Genomic DNA, 19,161 nt, shown 5'->3' on the forward strand with positions numbered 1-19,161 from the left:
GAGGGTGACATTCACCCTGTGGATAGCTATTGCCCCAATTTTGGCCGCAGCGCAATCCAAGCCTGCCCAAAAAAAGGATACTTCGGGGAATAAAACTGATACCTTAAAAAAGCCGGTAGACCTCAAAGAAGTAAAGATCAGTGGAAAAAAAAGTTTTATAGAACACAAAATAGACCGTACAGTCATCAATGTAGACGCCCTGATCTCCAATGCCGGCAGCAATGCGCTGGAGGTTTTGGAGAAAGCACCTGGGGTTATGGTTGATCAGGACGGGAAAATTAGCCTGAAAGGTCAGCAGGGTGTGGTCGTATTCATTGACAACCGCCCTACTTATCTTTCGGAAGCCGCCCTTACCGCGTACCTGAAATCGCTTCCTTCGGGCAGCATCAGCCAGATTGAACTTATTCCAAATCCCCCCGCCCGCTATGATGCGGCGGGAGGCGCCGGGATCATCAATATCCGCACGAAAAAATCACTGATCAGTGGCTGGAACGGATCTATAAATGCTGGTGCAGGGTACTCACCGAATTGGCGCCACAATGAGAGCATCGACCTGAACTACCGCAAAAATAAGTTCAACTTTTTTACCACTCTCGGTTACAATAAAACCGACACCTGGAGGGATCTGGACATCAACCGCTGGTTTTATGACCAGGACCAGCAGTTGACCTCTGCTTTTATGCAAAGTACTGTGTTCCGCAACCGGAACAAAACCCCGAATATCAAAGCAGGCATGGATTTCTATGTCAGCGAGAAGACCACGCTGGGTTTTGTGTTTACCGGATCTTACAACAGCGGCCGTAACCGAAAAGAAGTGGGGGCTATCGCAACGGGTTCTGCAGGACAGACGGACTCTCTGATTACGGCACTCAATTCTGAACAGTCGAAACTGAACAGCAACGGGATCAATTTCAATTACAGTCATAAGTTTGACAGTCTGGGCCGCGAACTCAGCTTCGATCTCGACCACATCAGCTATAGTGCCAGAACGGACCAGTCTTTTGCAAATAGAATCTTTAATACCACCAATAATAGTATCAACGAAGAGAACCTCGTGGCTCAACTTCCCTCAGACATTGCCATCTATGCTGCAAAAGGCGATTACGAGCACCCCCTGGCCCATAAAGCAAAATTCTCTGCAGGTGCAAAGACCAGCTTTGTGAACACCGATAATACTGCAGATTACTTTATACGTCGGGGAGATGTGTTGCTGGTGGACAATGAAAAGACCAATCACTTCCGGTACAAGGAGAACATTAATGCAGCTTACGTGAATTTCAGCAAGGAATGGAAGAAATGGAGCATACAGGCCGGACTGCGCATGGAACAGACAAATATGAAAGGACACCAACTAAGCAATGGGCTCCGCCCGGATTCCTCCTTTTCGCAGCACTATACCAATCTCTTTCCAACAGTTTATCTTTCCTACAAATTGGATAGCGCCAAAAATAAACTCACACTATATTACGGGAAACGAATCAGAAGACCATACTACCAGGACCTGAATCCTTTTATTTTTCTATTGGATAAGTTCACTTACTTTGCCGGCAATCCTTATATCAGACCGGAGTTTGCTCACAAGATCGACCTCAATTTTAACCACAACAATAAGCTCAGCATCGACCTTTTTTACAACGTTACCTCATCAATGATTTCTGAAGTCATTGAGCAGGAAAAAGGCATTTTTATCAGCAGGACAGGAAACATTGGGAAAATGCATTTTTACGGGGGCTCTGTTAACCTRAACCTGAAGGCGGGAAACTGGTACACATTGAATATGTACAGTGAAGCAGTCGAAATTGATTTCAGTGGCTTGCCCGGCAATGATGGCAATACCATACAGAGCTTTTATTTTTATGTCAATCCAAATAACCAGTTCAATTTCGGAAGAGGATGGAGCGCAGAACTGAGCGCCATGTACGTGACGCCCAACCAAAGCGCTCAGTTTAAAAAGCGCGCGCTTTACAACATCAACACCGGCGTCTCAAAGAAAATCCTCGGAGATAAAGGTACCCTGAAATTTACTTTACGTGATGTGCTGAACCGCTTCAGGCCACAGGGCGAAATACTCAACATTCCGCAGACCCGGGCCACTTACCGCAACATTTTTGACAACCGAATAGGCCTTGTCTCTTTCAGCTATAGTTTCAGCAAAGGAGCTTCTGCTGCGAAGAAGCGCAATACCGGTGGCGCCGGAAATGAATTGGAAAGAGTGAAAAACTAGCCGCCACGGGGATTATCTTAACTTTAGTAAATGTCATTTAAAAACAGGAAAGGCACTTTTTATTTTTTGCGACAAAAATAATAAAAGTGCCTTCTCCTCGCTATTAAAAATATCGTAATCAATATAGCCAGTACTCACTGATCCATCGACGCTGTGTTTAAAGTGTCTACTATTTGCGAAATACATGCCCTGGCGGTGTAACACTATTTGTTTATTAACCCAACTTTCTTAATGTCAAATAGATGATTTAGAAATAATATTGCAAGACAATTAAATCAATCCCAATTTTGAAGCCTTACCGATTAGCATGGCTGTGTTTTTTACTTCAAATTTTTCTAACAGGCTTTTGCGGTGTGTGTTTACAGTTGGAATACTGATGAAAAGTTTTTCTGATATTTCTGCATTGGTTAGTCCTTCTGCAATTAACAATAAAACCTCTTTTTCTCTTCTGGTGATTAGAAGCTGATTGGGCTCTGGTTTTCTCATTGCGCTTAAGACCTCGAAACTATAATATACTTTGCCTTTAATCACGGTGTTTATCGCTTCTAACAGTTCTTCCTTTGTGGCATTTTTTAATACATAACCTAAAGCACCATTATCCATCATGTTTTTGATAATGGCTTGCTGGTTAAATGTACTAAGCCCAAGTATAGCTAAAGAGGGATACAGTTGCTTAACTTCTTTACATAAATCTATTCCGCTTTTATCAGGAAGGTTTACATCCATTAGTATCACATCAGGTTCGTGTAGCTTAAGAAAACTAAGGCAGGATGCTGCGTTGGTGGCATGGCCCATCCAATCAAGTATTTTTTCGTTTTGCAGTAAAGAACGAATACCCTCTGTCACCATGTAATGGTCATCTACTACGAAAATGCTTATTTTCATTGCCTGTAGTTAAATGTTAATCTCTATCATTACTGAAGTACCTTTGCCAGGACCGGATTGCAAATCTATCCTGCCTTTTAAAAACTCAACGCGGTTTTTAATATTATGCCAGCCCATTCCACCAGATTGTGTTAAAAGATTGACATCAAAACCATTTCCATCATCTTCTACCGTAATGGCTAATAGTTTTTCCTGATCAGCTTGATGCAATTGCACCAATACATTTTTGGCATGGGCATGTTTAATCGCATTGTTCAGCAACTCTTGTATAATGCGATAAATGGCGACTGATGTAGTTTGCGGTATGCTTGTTTGCTGCATCCCCACCGACTGGTAGTTTACATGTAACACAGCACTACGATCCATCTCCATGCAAAATTCTTTCAATGCAACATCCAGTCCATATTTTACCAGTATTTCGGGCATCATGTTATGTGCTACGCGGCGCATTTCCTGTATAGAGCTGTCTAACATGTCGATGCTGCGATTAAAAGCAAGAGCATTGTCCGGGGTCATTATTAAATTCTCTTTCATATTATTTAATGAAAATTTYATTCCACTTAACATCCCGCCAAGCCCATCGTGCAAGTCTTTGGCTAGTCGGGTACGTTCCTGTTCTTCACCTTTTAGTACTGCTTCTGTAGCGGTAAGTTGTTTTTCGGTTTCTAATTCATCAATTTTTAATTGCTGTAGTTTTTGGCGATGAATATAGTTGCGATAACCTAGCAGTGAAATAATTAATATGGCAAGCGCACTGCCGATAAGAATATAATTGAGGATAGATTTTTGGCGAAGCTGCGCTTGTTGTAGTTTAATCTGTGCTTCTTTTTTTTCAAATTCGTATTTGGCTGCTAGGTTTGCTACAGTATTTTTGGTATTTTCTCCTAATATAGTATCTCGTAGTAACTCAAACTTTTGACGATACGCCAATGCGCTATCAAGTTTTCCTACTCCTTTGTACAAATTAGACTGATATTCGTATAAGCTGCTTAACTCATTTTTTGAACCAAATTTATGAGCTAAGTTGATTCCCTCATTGAGATAAGGGACTGCTTTTAAATATTTTCTTGATTCAATTAAAGTTTGTCCCATGCCCATATTGGCATACAAAGTATATTCAGGCAACTCTTCATGTCTTGAAAAATAAAGTACTGTATCATAATATTTTATTGCCAATGCATACATTTGTTTACCCTTTAAGGCATCTGCTATACCTAACCACCCACTTACAATGTTAATGTTGTCCTTTTCTTCTTTACCTATTTTTCCTACTTCCCGAAATACGCTTATGGCTTTATCATAATTTTTAAGGTTATTAGAGGCGGTTCCGATATTGCAGAGTGTATTAGCCTGCGCAGTTTTATTATTTAATTCTACAGCGAGTTTGTATGCTTTTTCTGCATACTCAAGACCTTTGGCATATTCCTGTAAATTTATAAATACAGAAGCCAAATTATTGTTTGCTATTCGTAACATTTTTTTGTCGTCAATTTCTTCTGCATATTTTTTTGCAATTAAATAATATTCCGACGCAGTAGAAAAATCGGAAAGATATTCCCACTCACTACCCACATTTAAATTGGCAACCGACAAGTCTTTTTTGTTCCCATATTTTTTAAAAATATCAAGGGCATCAAGAGTAAGAGACAAAGCCTCTTTAAATAAACCTTTATTATTCAATATTACTATTTGATAGCTTGCATAAGTTGCAACACCCTTTTTATATCCTATATTTTGAGAAAGCTCTTTTGCTTTGTTATAGTAAAAAGTGGCAGAATCAGGGTTGTCTTGCCTGTACGTTTCTCCATATTGATATAAAACATTTACAGTATTGCTATCTTTTTTGTTATAGTTAATAGTTCGTTTTAGACTGTTTCTATTCAATCCTTGTGCCTGAGAGGCGAAACTTATAAAGCCTGCAAATAATATCAGCAGTGATTTTCTCATACCCTAATTTACATTTTTCTACTACGCAAATAAAATGTTGTGGGTCCATATTTTCCATCATCTTTTTTAATGATTTTTTAAAAGCGTATACTAAAAAATCATCTTTTTTAATGATTACGTCGGTTTGGTAAGTTATCTACTTTTACTGCATAAAAAATGAAATCATGAGAGATTTAAAATTCTTGCCGTTTGTTTTGATGTTATGCAGTACGCTAATTATTTCCTGCACTAAGATTAAGGATAATGCAATCTTACCGGCAGCAGATTTTTCTGCAAGTGTTACTAGTATTAAAACAGATTCGGTGGCCAGCTTTACAGATTTATCTACCGGCAATCCTACATCGTGGTCGTGGAGCTTTGCGGGAGGTACGCCGTCTTCTTCTTCTTTGCAAAATCCGGTCAATATTCAATACCACGCTGCGGGAACATACAATGTAACGCTTACTGTAACAAATGCCGACGGCAGCAATACCAAAACAAAAACCGGCTATATTGTAGTAAGTGTAGCACCGCAGTTGCCTATGGTAAGCACCGTAGCCATCAGCAGCATTGCCAATACGACAGCCGTTTCAGGCGGCACGATCAGTAGCATAGACAATAGTGTCGTTACCGCAAGAGGTGTGTGTTGGAGTACAAACAACAATCCTTCTATTGTCAATGATAAAACAACAGATGGGAGCGGCGCAGGCAATTTTACAAGCAACCTTACAGGCCTAAACAGTAATACTACTTACTATGTACGGGCATATGCAACCAACAGCATTGGCACCGCTTATGGTAACGAAATAAGTTTTACCACAACAGGCTTGGCTAATTGTGGAACTGTCACTGATGTGGACGGTAACGTGTATCATACCGTTACTATCGGTACACAATGCTGGATGGTGGAGAATCTGAAAACTACGCATTACCGAAACGGCGCTGAGATACTAACTGCTCCTGATTCGCAAACATGGGATGCCTTTACAAAAGGAGCCTATTGTTACTATAACAATGACAGTAAAAATAATAATCCTTATGGTAAGCTGTATAATTGGTATGCCGTAAACAACAGCAACAATATAGCACCTGCAGGATGGCATGTACCTACAAAGGATGAATGGATAACATTGATAACATTCTTAAATGGCAAATACTCAGCAGGGGGCCCCTTAAAAGACTTACTTTATTGGAGTACACCCAATGTGGGTGCAACCAATAGCAGCGGGTTTTCGGCTCTTCCGGGTGGATACCGTTTCGCCCATGGGAACTTTGATAACTTGTCTTTGATTGGCTATTACTGGGCTTCTACAGAGGATAGTGGAGTATCTGGTGGAGTAGCCGGCGATGAAATTCGATTGTATCACTCATATATAGAAGTTGATATCTCATCTGGATTTAAATATAATGGCTATTCCGTACGCTGTGTAAAAGATTGATGTTATTATTAATGTATACCTGCTGGCATTTTGAAATGATTTTTCAGAAATGATAACCTTAAAAAGATGAAACCTATAAAAAACATGCTCCTGTTGAACCTGCTATTGATGGTAAGTTCTACTTGTTTTGCCCAAAAGCAAGCTTTTGACGTAATAAACTATGTTATACCCAACGGTTGGGATAAAATGGAAATGGCAAATGGCATTCAACTGTCCACCAAAAACGATGGTAAAGGAAACTATGCCGCTGCTGTTATTTTAAATTCGGTAGCGACCGAGGCACCAGCAAACGAAAACTTTATGACCAGCTGGGAAAAACTGGTGAAAGGTACGGTGTCTGTTTCCGGAGAACCAAACATGCAAAATCCTGCTACTGAAAAAGGATGGAATGTTATTTCGGGGCAAGCCAGCTATACCGATGGCTCGAATAAAGGATGGGTAACACTAATAACCGCTACAGGCAACGGCAAAATGGCGAACGTGGTAATTATGACCAACACCGATAAATATCAAAACCAAATACTGGATTTTATAAAAAGCCTCGACTTAAATGAAACGGCAACTGCACAGAACAATAATACACAACAGAATTCGCCAACAAACTATACAACCAGTTCAGGAAACAAAAATAGGTATTCCATCACTGTTCCACCTACGTGGAGTTTAAATGCAAGTGGAAATAGTTTGACACTAGAAAAAAATACAACTACTGGAAAAAAAATTATTGAGTTGATGAGTATGGTAAAATCATCTGGCAGTTTAGAAAAAGATATGGAACATATTTTCTTCGAGGTTTTTGATGGTTGGGGTCTGTATAACAGTTCTAACAACCAGTTATTCGAAAAAGGTGATCATGAAAAAGGAGTTACCAGCCAGGGCCTGCCATATTATATGCTAAGTAATAGCATTAGTAAAAATGGATCGGTTGTAAAAGGTACGGTGCTGCTTATACAGGTAGGAACAAATGTAGCTGTAATTAATTCGGCTGATATAATACTGGGCAGCGAGATGGAGATGGGCTTGAATTTTCTTTTATTCACTTTAAAAATAAATGGGGTGGCTGAAAAAAATATGGATTATAAAAAGCAGTTAACAGGCACATGGGTTTCAAGCAGTGGATCGTATGGTAATAGTTTAAGTTTTGCGACCAGTTACACTGTGGAAGGGAAATATTATGTATTGGCGCAATCTTCTTATACGGTGGGCTATGATTATTATAATGACCTGATTAAGAGTAAACAATTTAAAGGTGAAGGTGTATTTGCCTTTAAAGGAAATGTGATGGAAAGAAAAACTAGTTCAGGCCCGGTAACAAAATACTTCATACGGTTTTATTCAAGAAAATCTGGTAATAATGAATGGAGAAATTTAATGGGTTTTTATGCCTTTAATTATGATAAGAACAGAATAGAAACGATTGTTCCTTTTCAAAAGATTTAATTATAATACCAATAATAGTGGTTTTATCACCAACAATAATCTGTTTTACAGATTAAATAAAACATTTGTTCCAAACCATTAAATCTCGTTATACGTGAAAAAAATTATTCTTTTACTAAGCTTGGCAGTAACCATTATTGCTGCAAATGCACAGGAAGCGCCACCGAAGGTGCCACCTATAAAAAATGTAATCGATACAAAGTTGCCGCAATTGCCACAACAACCAATAGAAATTCCTGGAGGTAGGCCTATTAAATTACCGAGCAAACCAGACCCTATAACTACCTCTTTAACAACACATACTTGGAACCTTATTCGTTGGTGGGTTACACCCAATGCAGGCCATTCGATTACCGATCCTTCTTTTAAATTTCTCAGTAACGGCACAGTTAGCTGTAGTCTCACTACCCCCGAAGCTGTAACAAGGCTCGAATCTGGTACTTACACCGTTCATGGCAATAATGTAACTATCCTTTTAAAAAAGAATACAAATGTAACCATGAACTGCAATCTTATTTATAACAACAGCAACAAAACACTAACAGGTACTTATACCCTGCAAGTACTTCCTGTTACTAATGCACCAGCGGGTTATACACCTGGAACAGTAACAGGAGAGTTGAAGCTGGAAATAAAGCCATAGAGAATATAGTTATGAAATCATACGTAGCAATAATAGTATTTCTATTTATCGCTTTTGGCGCACAGGCACAAAGCGATCAGGAACTCAACAGGGACTCCGTAATCGGATGGCAATATGTAAGCAATCCTATAAATTCAAAGGCGATTTATAAACCCGTAAAAGGCCTATATGCAGGCGGGGCCTATTCTGCATGGCAACAGCAGGCATCGGATTTATTGCTAAGCTGGATACAACAATCCTATTTGCCACGGGGTTTGATAGTGCGCACCATCGCCAAAAACGATGAACGCTGGTATGTAGATGATTATAGCCCGCTGCATAGTTATGGTATCAATTTGCTGGGCTATTCTGCTCATTTTGTCAATGGTAAAATTGACCTCAAGTGCTGTGAACAGGGCCTGAAATTAATTGCAGGGTTTAATGATTTTCCGGGCGTAGCTATCAAAAAATTTAATCCCGGTGGGTTGTATTTCTTTGCCGAGGAGGCACAGTTCAGCAGTGGCGATGATGATGCACAATTATCAAAAGAAGGAATAGATAAAAAAATTCAGCCCAATCTATATAACTATCGTACCTACTTAGATCATTATCACGATGCTGGCCAGCAGATGTTTAAAGTTGGCGTGGTGGTTTCCAAAAATGGAGACTGGCCTTTTAAACCCGTGCTGGTAAAGGATGCCGTTGCATACATTCAGCAACAATTGGCCGCTTATCCCGCTATCCTTCAAAAAAATCCTTACTCGGCAGAGCCTGTAAAAAAAGCTTTGGAAAGATTAAAGCCTTATTACAATGAAGTGGTGAAATTAAGAGCTAATTATAATCCAAACAATGCTATCAATGATAATAATGATCATTACCTGCTGGACCCCGGGGCAATCATAAACGGAAACCCTATTAATAAAACATTTCCTGAACACAGCATCCTTGTTAGCACCACGCAACAAACCATCGACCAATCAAAAACAGATAACCCGCTTTGGGTGTATTTTAATTTTACACCACTGAATAGGGCGATAGTAGGAAACCCTGCAAAATTTGATACAAAGTTTGGTACCGATATATCGCATATGGTGTATTCTCTGTTGAACAATTTTAATTTTGATTATGTAGCCAGGTGGCTTGCGCAGCCTGATGCAAGAAAGAGTATGGCTTATACGCCCGTAAAAGCGCCGGCAAAATCTACGGGCAATATATTTTCAGCGCCTGCAATGGTTTCGGTAACAGCATCTACAAAAAATAAAGACCCTTACACTATTTTGTACGATGATTTTAACGGTTATACCGATGGAACACTGTCTGCAAAAGTATGGCACACTTATGGACACAACGGGCATGATTTTGCAAATGCATCGGTAAGCACAGTGAATGGACAATCCGGCAAATGGATTTCTGTACCGCAGGATTTTAGTTTCTATCCCAATTTTAATAAACCGCTTGGCGCCAATTTTACCGTGAACTACGATGTGTATTTCGGAAAAAATGTAAAAAACCAAAGAACGCCTTTTTACTTCAGGATAGATACGGAAGACCCGAAGAAAAGTAACCCAATTGATTTGCACGATATAAACAGGGAAGGCTTCCAATTTTCATTAGCCATGAGTGGCGAAACCGAAACAAGCAAACGGTACATGAGTGTTGAATACAAAGAAACGTTCACTAATACCAGGATACCCACTGCCAAAGCAGGCGATGTAGCACATGTAACAATTTCCGTGAACGGCGCTGCAATAGCTGTTTCTGTAAATGGCAAAGAACTAATGCATGATGATAATGCAATCCCTGCGGGAAAATCTTTTAGAAGATACGCCTGGTATTGCAGCGAACCGGGTGTGTATTTCAGTAATGTGTATGTAAAAAGTGGCAGCCCTGTGCAAAATACTATTCCGCAGGAGCCGCAATTTGCCGGAGTGGTAAAAGACAAAAAATCCACAACACCCGATGCTGCTACATTTGAAACATCGGACTATGCATTTAAACCATTAGAAAAAATAGGTAATATGCMGCCGATAAGTTATCCTACAGGGTTTAAAAGCGCTACCCTCATTCCGGCACAGGCAGAAGGAAGCAATAAAGCAGTGGCAACCTTACCCCCATTCAAAGCGCCTTCACGTTCTGCATTATTAGATGCTATACCCAATACAGTGTTGAGCAATGCTGCATTTAAAAAATTAATTGATGACCTGAAAAATACTGTATCCACCAAATTGAATACAGATAATGTAAATAAGATAGACGGTTACCTCAAAGCAAAAAAAATAACGGCACCAAAAGCAATTGCTGCAGAAGCTATTGGCGCATGGCTGAGCAACAAACCAACAGCAGCTTTGTATTTATTCTGCAAAGCCATGCAGGCAGACTACAATGTTATGAATACTGCCAACAACCTGGCTTCGCTGTTGAATGCTTATGGTTATTCAGAAAAAGCAATTCCTGTTTTACAATATGTGAATGGTAAAATCAATAACAACCCGGATGTATTGTCCAATATGGCAACTGCTTATTATAACCTTGGCGATATGAACAATGCTTCCCTGTTTGCGGATAAAAGCATTGCAAAAGACAGTTTGAACGCTAACGGAAATAAAGTGGCCGCTTTTGTACACCTGGGCAAAGCATCGGCAACCAATAACAAAGCTGAAGCCGATAAAGCTATTGGTTGTTTAAAACAAGTGCTTAAATCACGGTATGATAATGAAGCAGCTGAAATATTAAATAAAATTGAAGGCAATCATCAAAAACAAAAAGATTTTGCGAATACAAACTTTAAAGAATTCCCCATGCTTCGCCGGCTGGAGCTGCCTGCCATGACCGAAGACCTGGCGCAGGCAAAATCTTTCAACGGATTTTTAGAAAAAGAAAAAACTGCTTTGTCTCAAACTGCCGATGATATCAGGGCCGCTTATAAAAAGATTCCCGAAGCGGATATGAAACAAGTAATCGCAAATATCAACCAGAACAAAGGAACAGCAATGATGATGGTGAAAGCAGCCAATATTGTAAATCAAAGTGCGGCGTGGTACATAAAATTGAAAAGCGACCTGGAGCAGATTTTTACACAGAACAAAAGAACATTAACAACCGCCTACAATAAAAAGATAAGTGCGATCACCAAAAAATATAATGCACTGTTGAATAAATTAGAAGGCGGTGAAGGCAAGGTAGAAGAAGAGGAAGAAATGGAGCGCCTAAAGAAAGCCCGTTGTGAAGAATACAATAAAGAAAGTCAGATATATCTTTCTGACCTGGCAAAGCTCACCAACCAGTTTGCTCAAAAAAGCGAGCTGGTAAGCCGTACTTATTTCAGGGATTATGCTAACTGGATGCCGGTTCAATTAAACGATAACAGCAACCGCTTTCTTCTGGATGCACAGGTAAAATATATTACTGATGTAAGGAAGATCCTTTCGGTATACACTGTTGCAGAGCCCTGTATCTATCCATCCCAAGAAGCAAAAGAAGATAAGAAGCCATCCAAGCCAAAGCCATGGGAAGAAGATTATTGTGCCAATTTCAAAGGAACGTTGGGCATTGGCCCTGCAAAGATTGGGTTCAATTGTAACTCCATGAGCATATCCGGTGGCGAAGGTTTTGTGGGAGAATTAAATTTGAATTTCAATGAAAATGGCACTTTTAAAGAGGCAACAATTGGTGCAGGCATAGGAATAGAAGGGCATATTGGCAATCAAAATGTAACAGCAGTTTCAGCAGGCGCATCTGCGGTGGAGTACATCACCGTTGGTGCCGGGCCAAATGGCGGGGTACAGGTAACAGACTGGGGAATCTCTGCAGGCGTTTCGGCCGGGGGAAATATCGGTGCGGTTAGTGGAGAAGCCAATATTGCCTCCACTAATATTTCTGTAAATGAAGGGATAAAAGCAAGCGGTTATATTGCAAATGTGCTGGGTTTAAACAAGCCATAAAATCATCTTTTTTAATGATTGACCATTTTTTTATATCAAGCTACTTTTATATCACAAAATTAATGAAACCATTATGAGCAAACGCTCACAAACAGAAATGAATAATATTGCTCTTGATAGCTTCATTACCGATATAAACAAATTATATACTTATGAAAAAATTAATCATCTTATTCCTGTTCATTGTAGGAACAATAACAGCTAAGGCACAAATCAAACCAAGAGTTAAAGACGAGAGTGCATTCATCCTAAAAAGTATAAAAGAATTAAGGCTACCCCAGGATGATGCGAAAACAGAAATAGCAAAGAAAATAGCAGAAATAGTGAAACCAGTTATTGACAAACTGGGCAAGCTTATGGATGCCGACCCAGCCACTTATAAAGCCTACCAGCAAGATATTAAGGCCATAGCCGATGCAAAAACAAACGAAGAAAAACGATCGGGGATAGCAAATGTTTCCAAAAAATACTATCCGTTTATTAAGAAAGTTTGGGAAGAGGCAAACATTGATGAGCGGGATTATCAAGCAAAAATAAGAGCCGTGTTTCCCGATAATGTAAAGGATAAGATTAAGTTTAGCGAGTTTCTGAGATTTCAATATGAATTGGCTAAACCAGTGCAGGGATATACACCTGGTGGAGGTGGCTTGCAAACGTCTAATACCCCTCCAATAGTTACTAAGCCTGATGATCCTAACCCGTTCCGGTGTATTGACGAAATCCCAAGTTCGGGAGTTCTTTTTGATGAAAGTAAATCGGGTATAGGGTTCACTAACCACTGGTATGGAGAGTTTACTGACACAGACCCTACAAAAGCAATTCATACCTTCACTACTGCTGATGGTCCATGGGGAAGGTACTCTGATGCGGGTATTACCTTAGACACTGTTAGCATACCAGGTAGATTTCCATCAGATAGCAGGCGCCTGCAAGTTACAAAAAGTTATAAATGGAATGGCAGTGCTTATGCTATTTCTGTATTGGGCACCAGTTTAGGTTTTTATTATGAAACGCCTTTTTTTGGGGCATCGTTTTCAGAATGGCAAACAGAAGTAGGGATCTGTTCCCCGATAACATTTGTGTTATATTCAGAACGAAATTTAACTAAAACGTATTCCGTTATAAAACAAAAACCAACTGGCAATTTTCTTGCATTTGGCTTTGGTGCAGGAAACTATTCGTCTGGTTTTGGATTATTGGCATTTGCAGGAGCTCAAAGTAATGTAGCTGGTACTAAATGGACTCTTTGTGAAATTCCTTAATCAACCTTTGAACAATGAAACACGTAAAATATTTTATTTTATTGAGTGTGCTAATAGTGATGAGCTGTACCAGTTTTGCACAAAAACAGACTTTTGATGTGGTTTCTTTTACTTTTCCAAAAGGCTGGCAACAACAAAAAAGTGAAGCAGGTATTCAACTTTCCATTACCGATAAAAAAACAGGTGTTTATGGAATTGCGGTGATCACCAAAGCAAGGGCATCTTCTGCATCAGCTAATGAAAATTTTAATAATGATTGGGATAAATTGGTAAAAGGAGCAGTAAGCGGTGACACAGCGCCAAGCATTTCGGATATGAATATAGAAACAGGCTGGAGTTGCATTACCGGACAGGCAAATTATGTAGATGGCAATAACAAAGGATTGGCAACACTAATTACGGCAACGGGATACGGCCAAACGGTTAGCGTTGTAATCCTGACCAACACCAGTAAATATCAGGAAGAAATATTGGCATTTGTAAATTCACTGGAATTGCCAAAAGCCAATCAAATTAAAATTGGTAATGCCGCAACTGGTGGTACAAACGATGCTGGGAAATCATCGGTGCTGGGTTTATGGTGTGATAATCTATAATTATTGCTATGAAATCGAAAATACTTATCTCCTTGTTTATACTACTGCCATTTATTGCTTTTGCCCAAAAGCCATCTAAAGAACAAATGGAAGCCGACAAAAAGCGATTGGCTGAGGCCATGCAAAAACTCAATGAAAAGACTTCTAAAATGGACCCTAAGGCCAAAAAAGGATACGACAGTCTGCTCAATCAATATGGTGTGGGACAAAAGATGGACAATGCCATAAAACAGGTAAACAAAAGTCAGCCAACAAAAAGTGGCGGTGTTGCCAACGGTCTTATTCCTGCAAAAGACATCAAAGCCATTGCTGGTATTGCTGCTACACCATCCAAAGTAAACATGGGTGCATTTATCGGCAATACAGGAAATACAACTTTTGCCGCTGTACTTCCTGCTGCAAAAAATAAAGCCAACAATCTCTATAAAGACCTGAAAGAAAAAGGAGCAAGCATTGATGAAATGGGCAATGCTGCTGTCGCATTGTGGGTGGGTGGCCGTACACAAATCGCATTGAGCCTGATGGCACAGGTATGTAAAGATGATGCCAATAACACCGATAATTTGAATAATTATGCAGCTATGTTAACGATGACGGGGGCTCCTGAAATGGCAATTCCTCTTCTCAGTAACCTCAATGGCCGATTTAAAAAGAACAGTACCATACTCAACAACCTTGGCCAGGCATGGTTTGCACTAGGCGATGTGGACAAAGCCCAAAAATACCTGGATACCACACTTGCACTTGGCGCATCACACGCGCAGGCCAATCAAACCCTTTGTCTGATAGCTGAGCACAAAGGTGATAAAGCAGCAGCGCTTGCATATGCCAAAGCCGCATTTAAGCAGGGAAACACCGCATCAAGAAAAGACAAGTTAAAGCAATTAGGCTATACACCTGGAGCAGATGATTATACTGGTTTTCCTCGTACTAACAAAAGTAACGATCTATTGAATCTCGGTAACTTTTCACCAATGGAATTTCCAAAATCTTATGCGGCAATGAAAATGTACGAAACGCAATGGAAACAGTTTAGCGTAGCTATTGATCAGGCAATAAAACCCTTACAAAAACTTAGCGAAGAGTCGAATAAGCAAACGATCAAGCGTTTGGAGGAGCAGCAAAAACAGTTGATGAACGTCATGAACAAAACGTTGGCCAATCCTGGTTCAGTAAACCAAAGTAGTGCCATGCAAACTGTGGGTATACCCATGTTTTCGGAAAAAATGAACGCCAAAGAGAAAATAGTGCTGCAAAACCTTCAGCTAAAAAAGGATAAGGTACTGCAAAAAATGGCCGATTTTACGAAAGGAGATGGTGCCACTTACAAAAAAGAGTATGAAGCCACTATGAAAAAGATCAACGAAAGATGGAAAAACGTTGGAGAGGGCGGAACAGAAAATAATGGGGTGCTTTGCAACGAATCTATAAAAGCAATAGATGTTTACCTGAGTGCATACAATACAAAGTGCGAAGAATTGTACAAAGAATATTTGGAGGTGCAGAAGCAGTTTTTGAATGAAATGGCTTATTTATCATTGTACACTACTTATCCCGAATTGATTCCTGGTATCAATGCTGGCCTAAAACAACAATGGTTAAAAGACCTGGCCTTTAAAGCCGAAGTGCTTCAGGTAAGTTACGGCTGTGCAAGTCCGGGTAAAATAAAAGAAGGTAAGCTTACCGAGTTTAAAGATCCCAACTGCAATATCAATAGCGAATTTGGTAGTGCGAGGCTCGGCTTCACGATGACGCTTACCTGCAGTGGCTTAACTACTACTGTTAATGCAGGTGTGATCAGCGGTACTTTGAACCAGGATCTGGATCATGCAGGTTTTGGCGATTCCTTTAAGAATTGCACAGTTAGCATTGGACCTAAAGTAAGTGCCGGCGGCAAATTGGGGCCATTACAGGCCAGTGTAAGCGCTGGTGTAGGTGCAGATATTGAAATTGACAGAACCGGTATAACCGATGTAGTGGTGGTTGCGGGTGCAGAAGCCGCTGCCGGAGTTGGCTCTGCCGGTGCAAGCGCAGGCATGGAAGGAAGAATGAGCCTTAATAGCGGCGCAGGCTCACTAAACGGAACAGGTATCTTTAAATAAACAACAAACGATGAACCGTCCATGATTAAATCATCATTAAACTCACATAGGAATGATGATTTAATCATGGTAAGGAACATTTGACCACTAAAAACAAAATTATAAACAAATGAAACAGTTTTTGATCTTTTCAGTAATGGTATTGGGGAGCATTGCAGGTTTTTCGCAAGGAATAAAAAAAATAACTGACCCATTAACGCCCTGTGGTTCACGTGCAGAAGTTGACGGTATGCCCGGTATTTATACCGACCACAACAATACAATATATGGCTTTAGTTTAAAAGGCACACCCGCCGAAAAAACTACGATGATGAAAAACCTCATCGCAGCAGAAAAACTGGAAGAAGCCAGCCGTAAGGATTTTAAGTTGACGGGATGTGCCGCCAGAGTAAGTTTTGCCAGGCATGGTAGCAGTGATTACGGTAAAAATGTTTATGCCAGCTATGGGTACAACATGGGTATATATGCTTTTGTCTGCAATGTGTCCCAACACGCAACCAAAATCGTAGATGAATACAGAACGGTTTTCAGGGTTGAGTTTAATCCTTATATAATGCCTGGAGGCGTACATGCAGTAGGTACTGGCGAGTTCAATATGAAAAATGGGAATCCGATGTACGAAATTCCTGTACAAGCAAAAGTGGGGCCCAACTTTGAAAAAGACAAAAACAACAATCCCAGCCGCGTATCACAATATATTTCAGAAGCAACGCTGATGGTTGCCCGCTCTGATAATTATAAAGATTTTCATAGCGATTTTTTAAAACTCAACAATGGCAATGGCTATGTTGAGCACTGGGAAATGGGCGGCAGGTATGACAATCACGGACCTAATTCGTATCAATTTATAGATCGTCGTTATTTCCTCACCAAACCGGGAGTGCCTTTACTGATCCCCGTTAGCCGCAAGCAATACCTGCAGGATATGCTGGAATATTTTGAAATTGAAAAAGCCAATTTTGAGTATGACAACGCGGAAAAAATTAAAAATATAGGAAATAATACTTCTGAGTCTGCAAAAAGAACAATGGCAGCTTTGGAAGCAGACAAACTTGCTTACCCCAGGATATATGAAGCAAAAAAAGCAAAAGTGAATGACCTACTTGCCAAACAAAAACCAGAATGGTTACAAAAACCGGCAGTGGTAGACCAGGATAGATTGCTAAAAGATGCAAATAAAATCCTGGAAGCTTTGGGTAGGTTTTATGATGCAGAAGGAGAGTATAAAAGTGCCCTATATGTTTTAAATCCAGCCTATTTTGTATCCAATAACGGGCAGGCTGCAAAACCTTTGTTGATAGAAGTACAGTTTCGGTATGAAATCACAAAAGATTATGGCTACTCTTCAAGGTTGTTTAACAACTGGGAACAGCATTTTGATATTGGTGCATTGAAAAAGATGTTGCAATAATTATCTAAAATTAAATTCGACCCATGAAACGAATACATACATCGACCATTGCCACATTAATTGCAACGGTTGCTTTAACGCAGCAGGTTAATGCACAAGATTGCCAGTCGTCAAAAGACCTGGAAGCGCTTCCTGGAAAGCATATAGATGCAGCCCATTGCGAATGGCCGCAAGAGAAAGCACATTGGCTGGATGCCTTGGGTACGGCAGCTAATAAAGCTGCTGCCAATKCCATACTTACTAAAATCGAAACGCTCGAAAAACAAAGCCGTAGCAATTATATCCTTAAAGGGTGTGTGCTTAAAACTGCGTTTTCGGGCAATACCGCTACTACAATAGTTGGCAAATATGCATTGGCAAGCTATGACCTTAATATGGGCTGCTACGAATATATCTGTGTCAAAAATAAAATGATGGTCAACAGTGAATATGCAAATGTTTTTCGTGCCTACGTTAATCGTTATACCGGGATAGAAACTGCTTTTTCTTTTCCTGACGAAGCATATTATTACGAAACACCAAAAAAATACAATGGGCAATTTATCGCCCTGCACAATTTTATTAAAATGGATGCCACTAAAAATATCAATAACAGTAAGGGATTTTATCAGGATATTCCGGAACACACTGTGAAAGAAGGTAGCCGTAATGTATATATGACCCGTCATTGGTATTGCACAAAACCTGGTGCTTTGGTATTTATGCCTGTTTCGCGTAAAGAATACCTCGAAGCCCTGCTGGTCTATTACGAAAGAGAAAGGCTTTTAATAGCCGACAAAATAAAAGAGATTGAAAGCGAAAGCGCTGGCATGATGAAAGATCCGAAAAAGTACCCTCAGTTGTATGAAAACGGGAAACGGAACCTGATCGTGAAAAAGGCCAAATACCCGGACTGGCAAGAAAAAATAGAAGCTAAAAAAACCACGGTGGAAAAGGTATTGAAAGAAAATACAGCGGCCTGGCTGACCCAGTCTGCCGTTGTAAAACCCAAAGCTGAAACCTTTTCCTGGAAAAGGACTTATGGCTCGGCCCCCAACGATGAGGTATGGGTAGAGACCTACAATGCCGATACCAAAGAGGCCGCCCAAAGAACCGGATCATTTACCTTTGATGGATTTTGGGATAACAAAGGTGGTTCAACGCTCTATCAATATAATCCCGACTATTTTAAGGGTTCAGAAAGAAATCCGGTAAAGCCTTATATGATAGAATTGACCTATAGGTACGTAAAAACTCCTCTTGGGAAAAGTTTGGTAGAAAATTTTACCGAAAACTTCGATTTCGATGCTGTAAGGAATATGCTAGAGTAGGAA

General features: G+C 40.0%; 12 protein-coding genes. 10 read left to right on the forward strand and 2 right to left on the reverse strand.

Going from position 1 to position 19,161, the window contains the following annotated elements:
• Positions 1-4: 4 nt before the first annotated feature.
• A complete protein-coding gene (locus tag AC1DG9_RS06165; RefSeq protein WP_337717283.1) occupies positions 5-2,224 on the forward strand; it encodes an outer membrane beta-barrel family protein in 2,220 nt (739 codons plus the stop codon).
• A gap of 270 nt (positions 2,225-2,494) precedes the next feature.
• On the opposite strand, the gene AC1DG9_RS06170 is transcribed toward AC1DG9_RS06165, so the two are convergent.
• Entirely contained in the window at positions 2,495-3,109 is a 615-nt protein-coding gene (locus AC1DG9_RS06170) for a response regulator (protein ID WP_172661406.1), read from the reverse strand.
• Between the two features lie 9 nt (positions 3,110-3,118).
• Entirely contained in the window at positions 3,119-4,789 is a 1,671-nt protein-coding gene (locus AC1DG9_RS06175; RefSeq protein WP_477634409.1) for a tetratricopeptide repeat-containing sensor histidine kinase, read from the reverse strand.
• Positions 4,790-5,220: 431 nt separating this feature from the next.
• Here AC1DG9_RS06175 and AC1DG9_RS06180 point away from each other — a divergent pair, with 431 nt between their 5' ends.
• The 9 genes from AC1DG9_RS06180 to AC1DG9_RS06220 all read left to right on the forward strand — a co-directional run bounded on the left by AC1DG9_RS06180 (position 5,221) and on the right by AC1DG9_RS06220 (position 19,158).
• Positions 5,221-6,474, forward strand: a complete 1,254-nt coding sequence (locus tag AC1DG9_RS06180) for an FISUMP domain-containing protein (RefSeq protein WP_337717185.1) — start codon at positions 5,221-5,223, stop codon at positions 6,472-6,474.
• A gap of 66 nt (positions 6,475-6,540) precedes the next feature.
• Positions 6,541-7,914, forward strand: coding sequence for a hypothetical protein (locus AC1DG9_RS06185; RefSeq protein ID WP_337717183.1), 1,374 nt, complete (start codon positions 6,541-6,543; stop codon positions 7,912-7,914).
• Between the two features lie 94 nt (positions 7,915-8,008).
• Positions 8,009-8,557: a hypothetical protein gene (locus AC1DG9_RS06190; RefSeq protein ID WP_172661402.1), complete on the forward strand. Its 549-nt coding sequence runs from the start codon at positions 8,009-8,011 to the stop codon at positions 8,555-8,557.
• 11 nt (positions 8,558-8,568) lie between these two features.
• The gene (locus tag AC1DG9_RS06195; RefSeq protein ID WP_477634410.1) at positions 8,569-12,477 is read left to right on the forward strand and encodes a tetratricopeptide repeat protein; all 3,909 of its coding nucleotides are present in this window, start codon (positions 8,569-8,571) and stop codon (positions 12,475-12,477) included.
• A gap of 152 nt (positions 12,478-12,629) precedes the next feature.
• Positions 12,630-13,739 carry a hypothetical protein gene (locus AC1DG9_RS06200; protein WP_477611825.1) on the forward strand — a complete coding sequence of 370 codons (1,110 nt, stop codon included), beginning with the start codon at positions 12,630-12,632 and terminating at the stop codon, positions 13,737-13,739.
• Positions 13,740-13,753: 14 nt separating this feature from the next.
• Positions 13,754-14,335, forward strand: a complete 582-nt coding sequence (locus AC1DG9_RS06205) for a hypothetical protein (protein ID WP_172661399.1) — start codon at positions 13,754-13,756, stop codon at positions 14,333-14,335.
• 8 nt (positions 14,336-14,343) lie between these two features.
• Positions 14,344-16,437, forward strand: coding sequence for a tetratricopeptide repeat protein (locus AC1DG9_RS06210; RefSeq protein WP_337717179.1), 2,094 nt, complete (start codon positions 14,344-14,346; stop codon positions 16,435-16,437).
• A 109-nt stretch (positions 16,438-16,546) separates the two neighbouring features.
• Entirely contained in the window at positions 16,547-17,848 is a 1,302-nt protein-coding gene (locus AC1DG9_RS06215; protein ID WP_337717177.1) for a hypothetical protein, read from the forward strand.
• 23 nt (positions 17,849-17,871) lie between these two features.
• Positions 17,872-19,158 (forward strand): hypothetical protein, encoded by a 1,287-nt coding sequence (locus tag AC1DG9_RS06220; RefSeq protein ID WP_477634411.1) that lies wholly within the window; start codon positions 17,872-17,874, stop codon positions 19,156-19,158.
• Positions 19,159-19,161: the final 3 nt, after the last annotated feature.

The sequence above is a fragment of the Pedobacter sp. 05L430 genome (genome assembly GCF_056397585.1).

What these genes read in the sequence shown, in the direction of transcription:
- AC1DG9_RS06170 (WP_172661406.1), bottom strand. Translation starts at nt 3,109, where the DNA reads ATGAAAATAAGCATTTTCGTAGTAGATGACCATTACATGGTGACAGAG.
- AC1DG9_RS06180 (WP_337717185.1), top strand. Translation starts at nt 5,221, where the DNA reads ATGAGAGATTTAAAATTCTTGCCGTTTGTTTTGATGTTATGCAGTACG.
- AC1DG9_RS06185 (WP_337717183.1), top strand. Translation starts at nt 6,541, where the DNA reads ATGAAACCTATAAAAAACATGCTCCTGTTGAACCTGCTATTGATGGTA.
- AC1DG9_RS06200 (WP_477611825.1), top strand. Translation starts at nt 12,630, where the DNA reads ATGAAAAAATTAATCATCTTATTCCTGTTCATTGTAGGAACAATAACA.
- AC1DG9_RS06205 (WP_172661399.1), top strand. Translation starts at nt 13,754, where the DNA reads ATGAAACACGTAAAATATTTTATTTTATTGAGTGTGCTAATAGTGATG.
- AC1DG9_RS06210 (WP_337717179.1), top strand. Translation starts at nt 14,344, where the DNA reads ATGAAATCGAAAATACTTATCTCCTTGTTTATACTACTGCCATTTATT.
- AC1DG9_RS06215 (WP_337717177.1), top strand. Translation starts at nt 16,547, where the DNA reads ATGAAACAGTTTTTGATCTTTTCAGTAATGGTATTGGGGAGCATTGCA.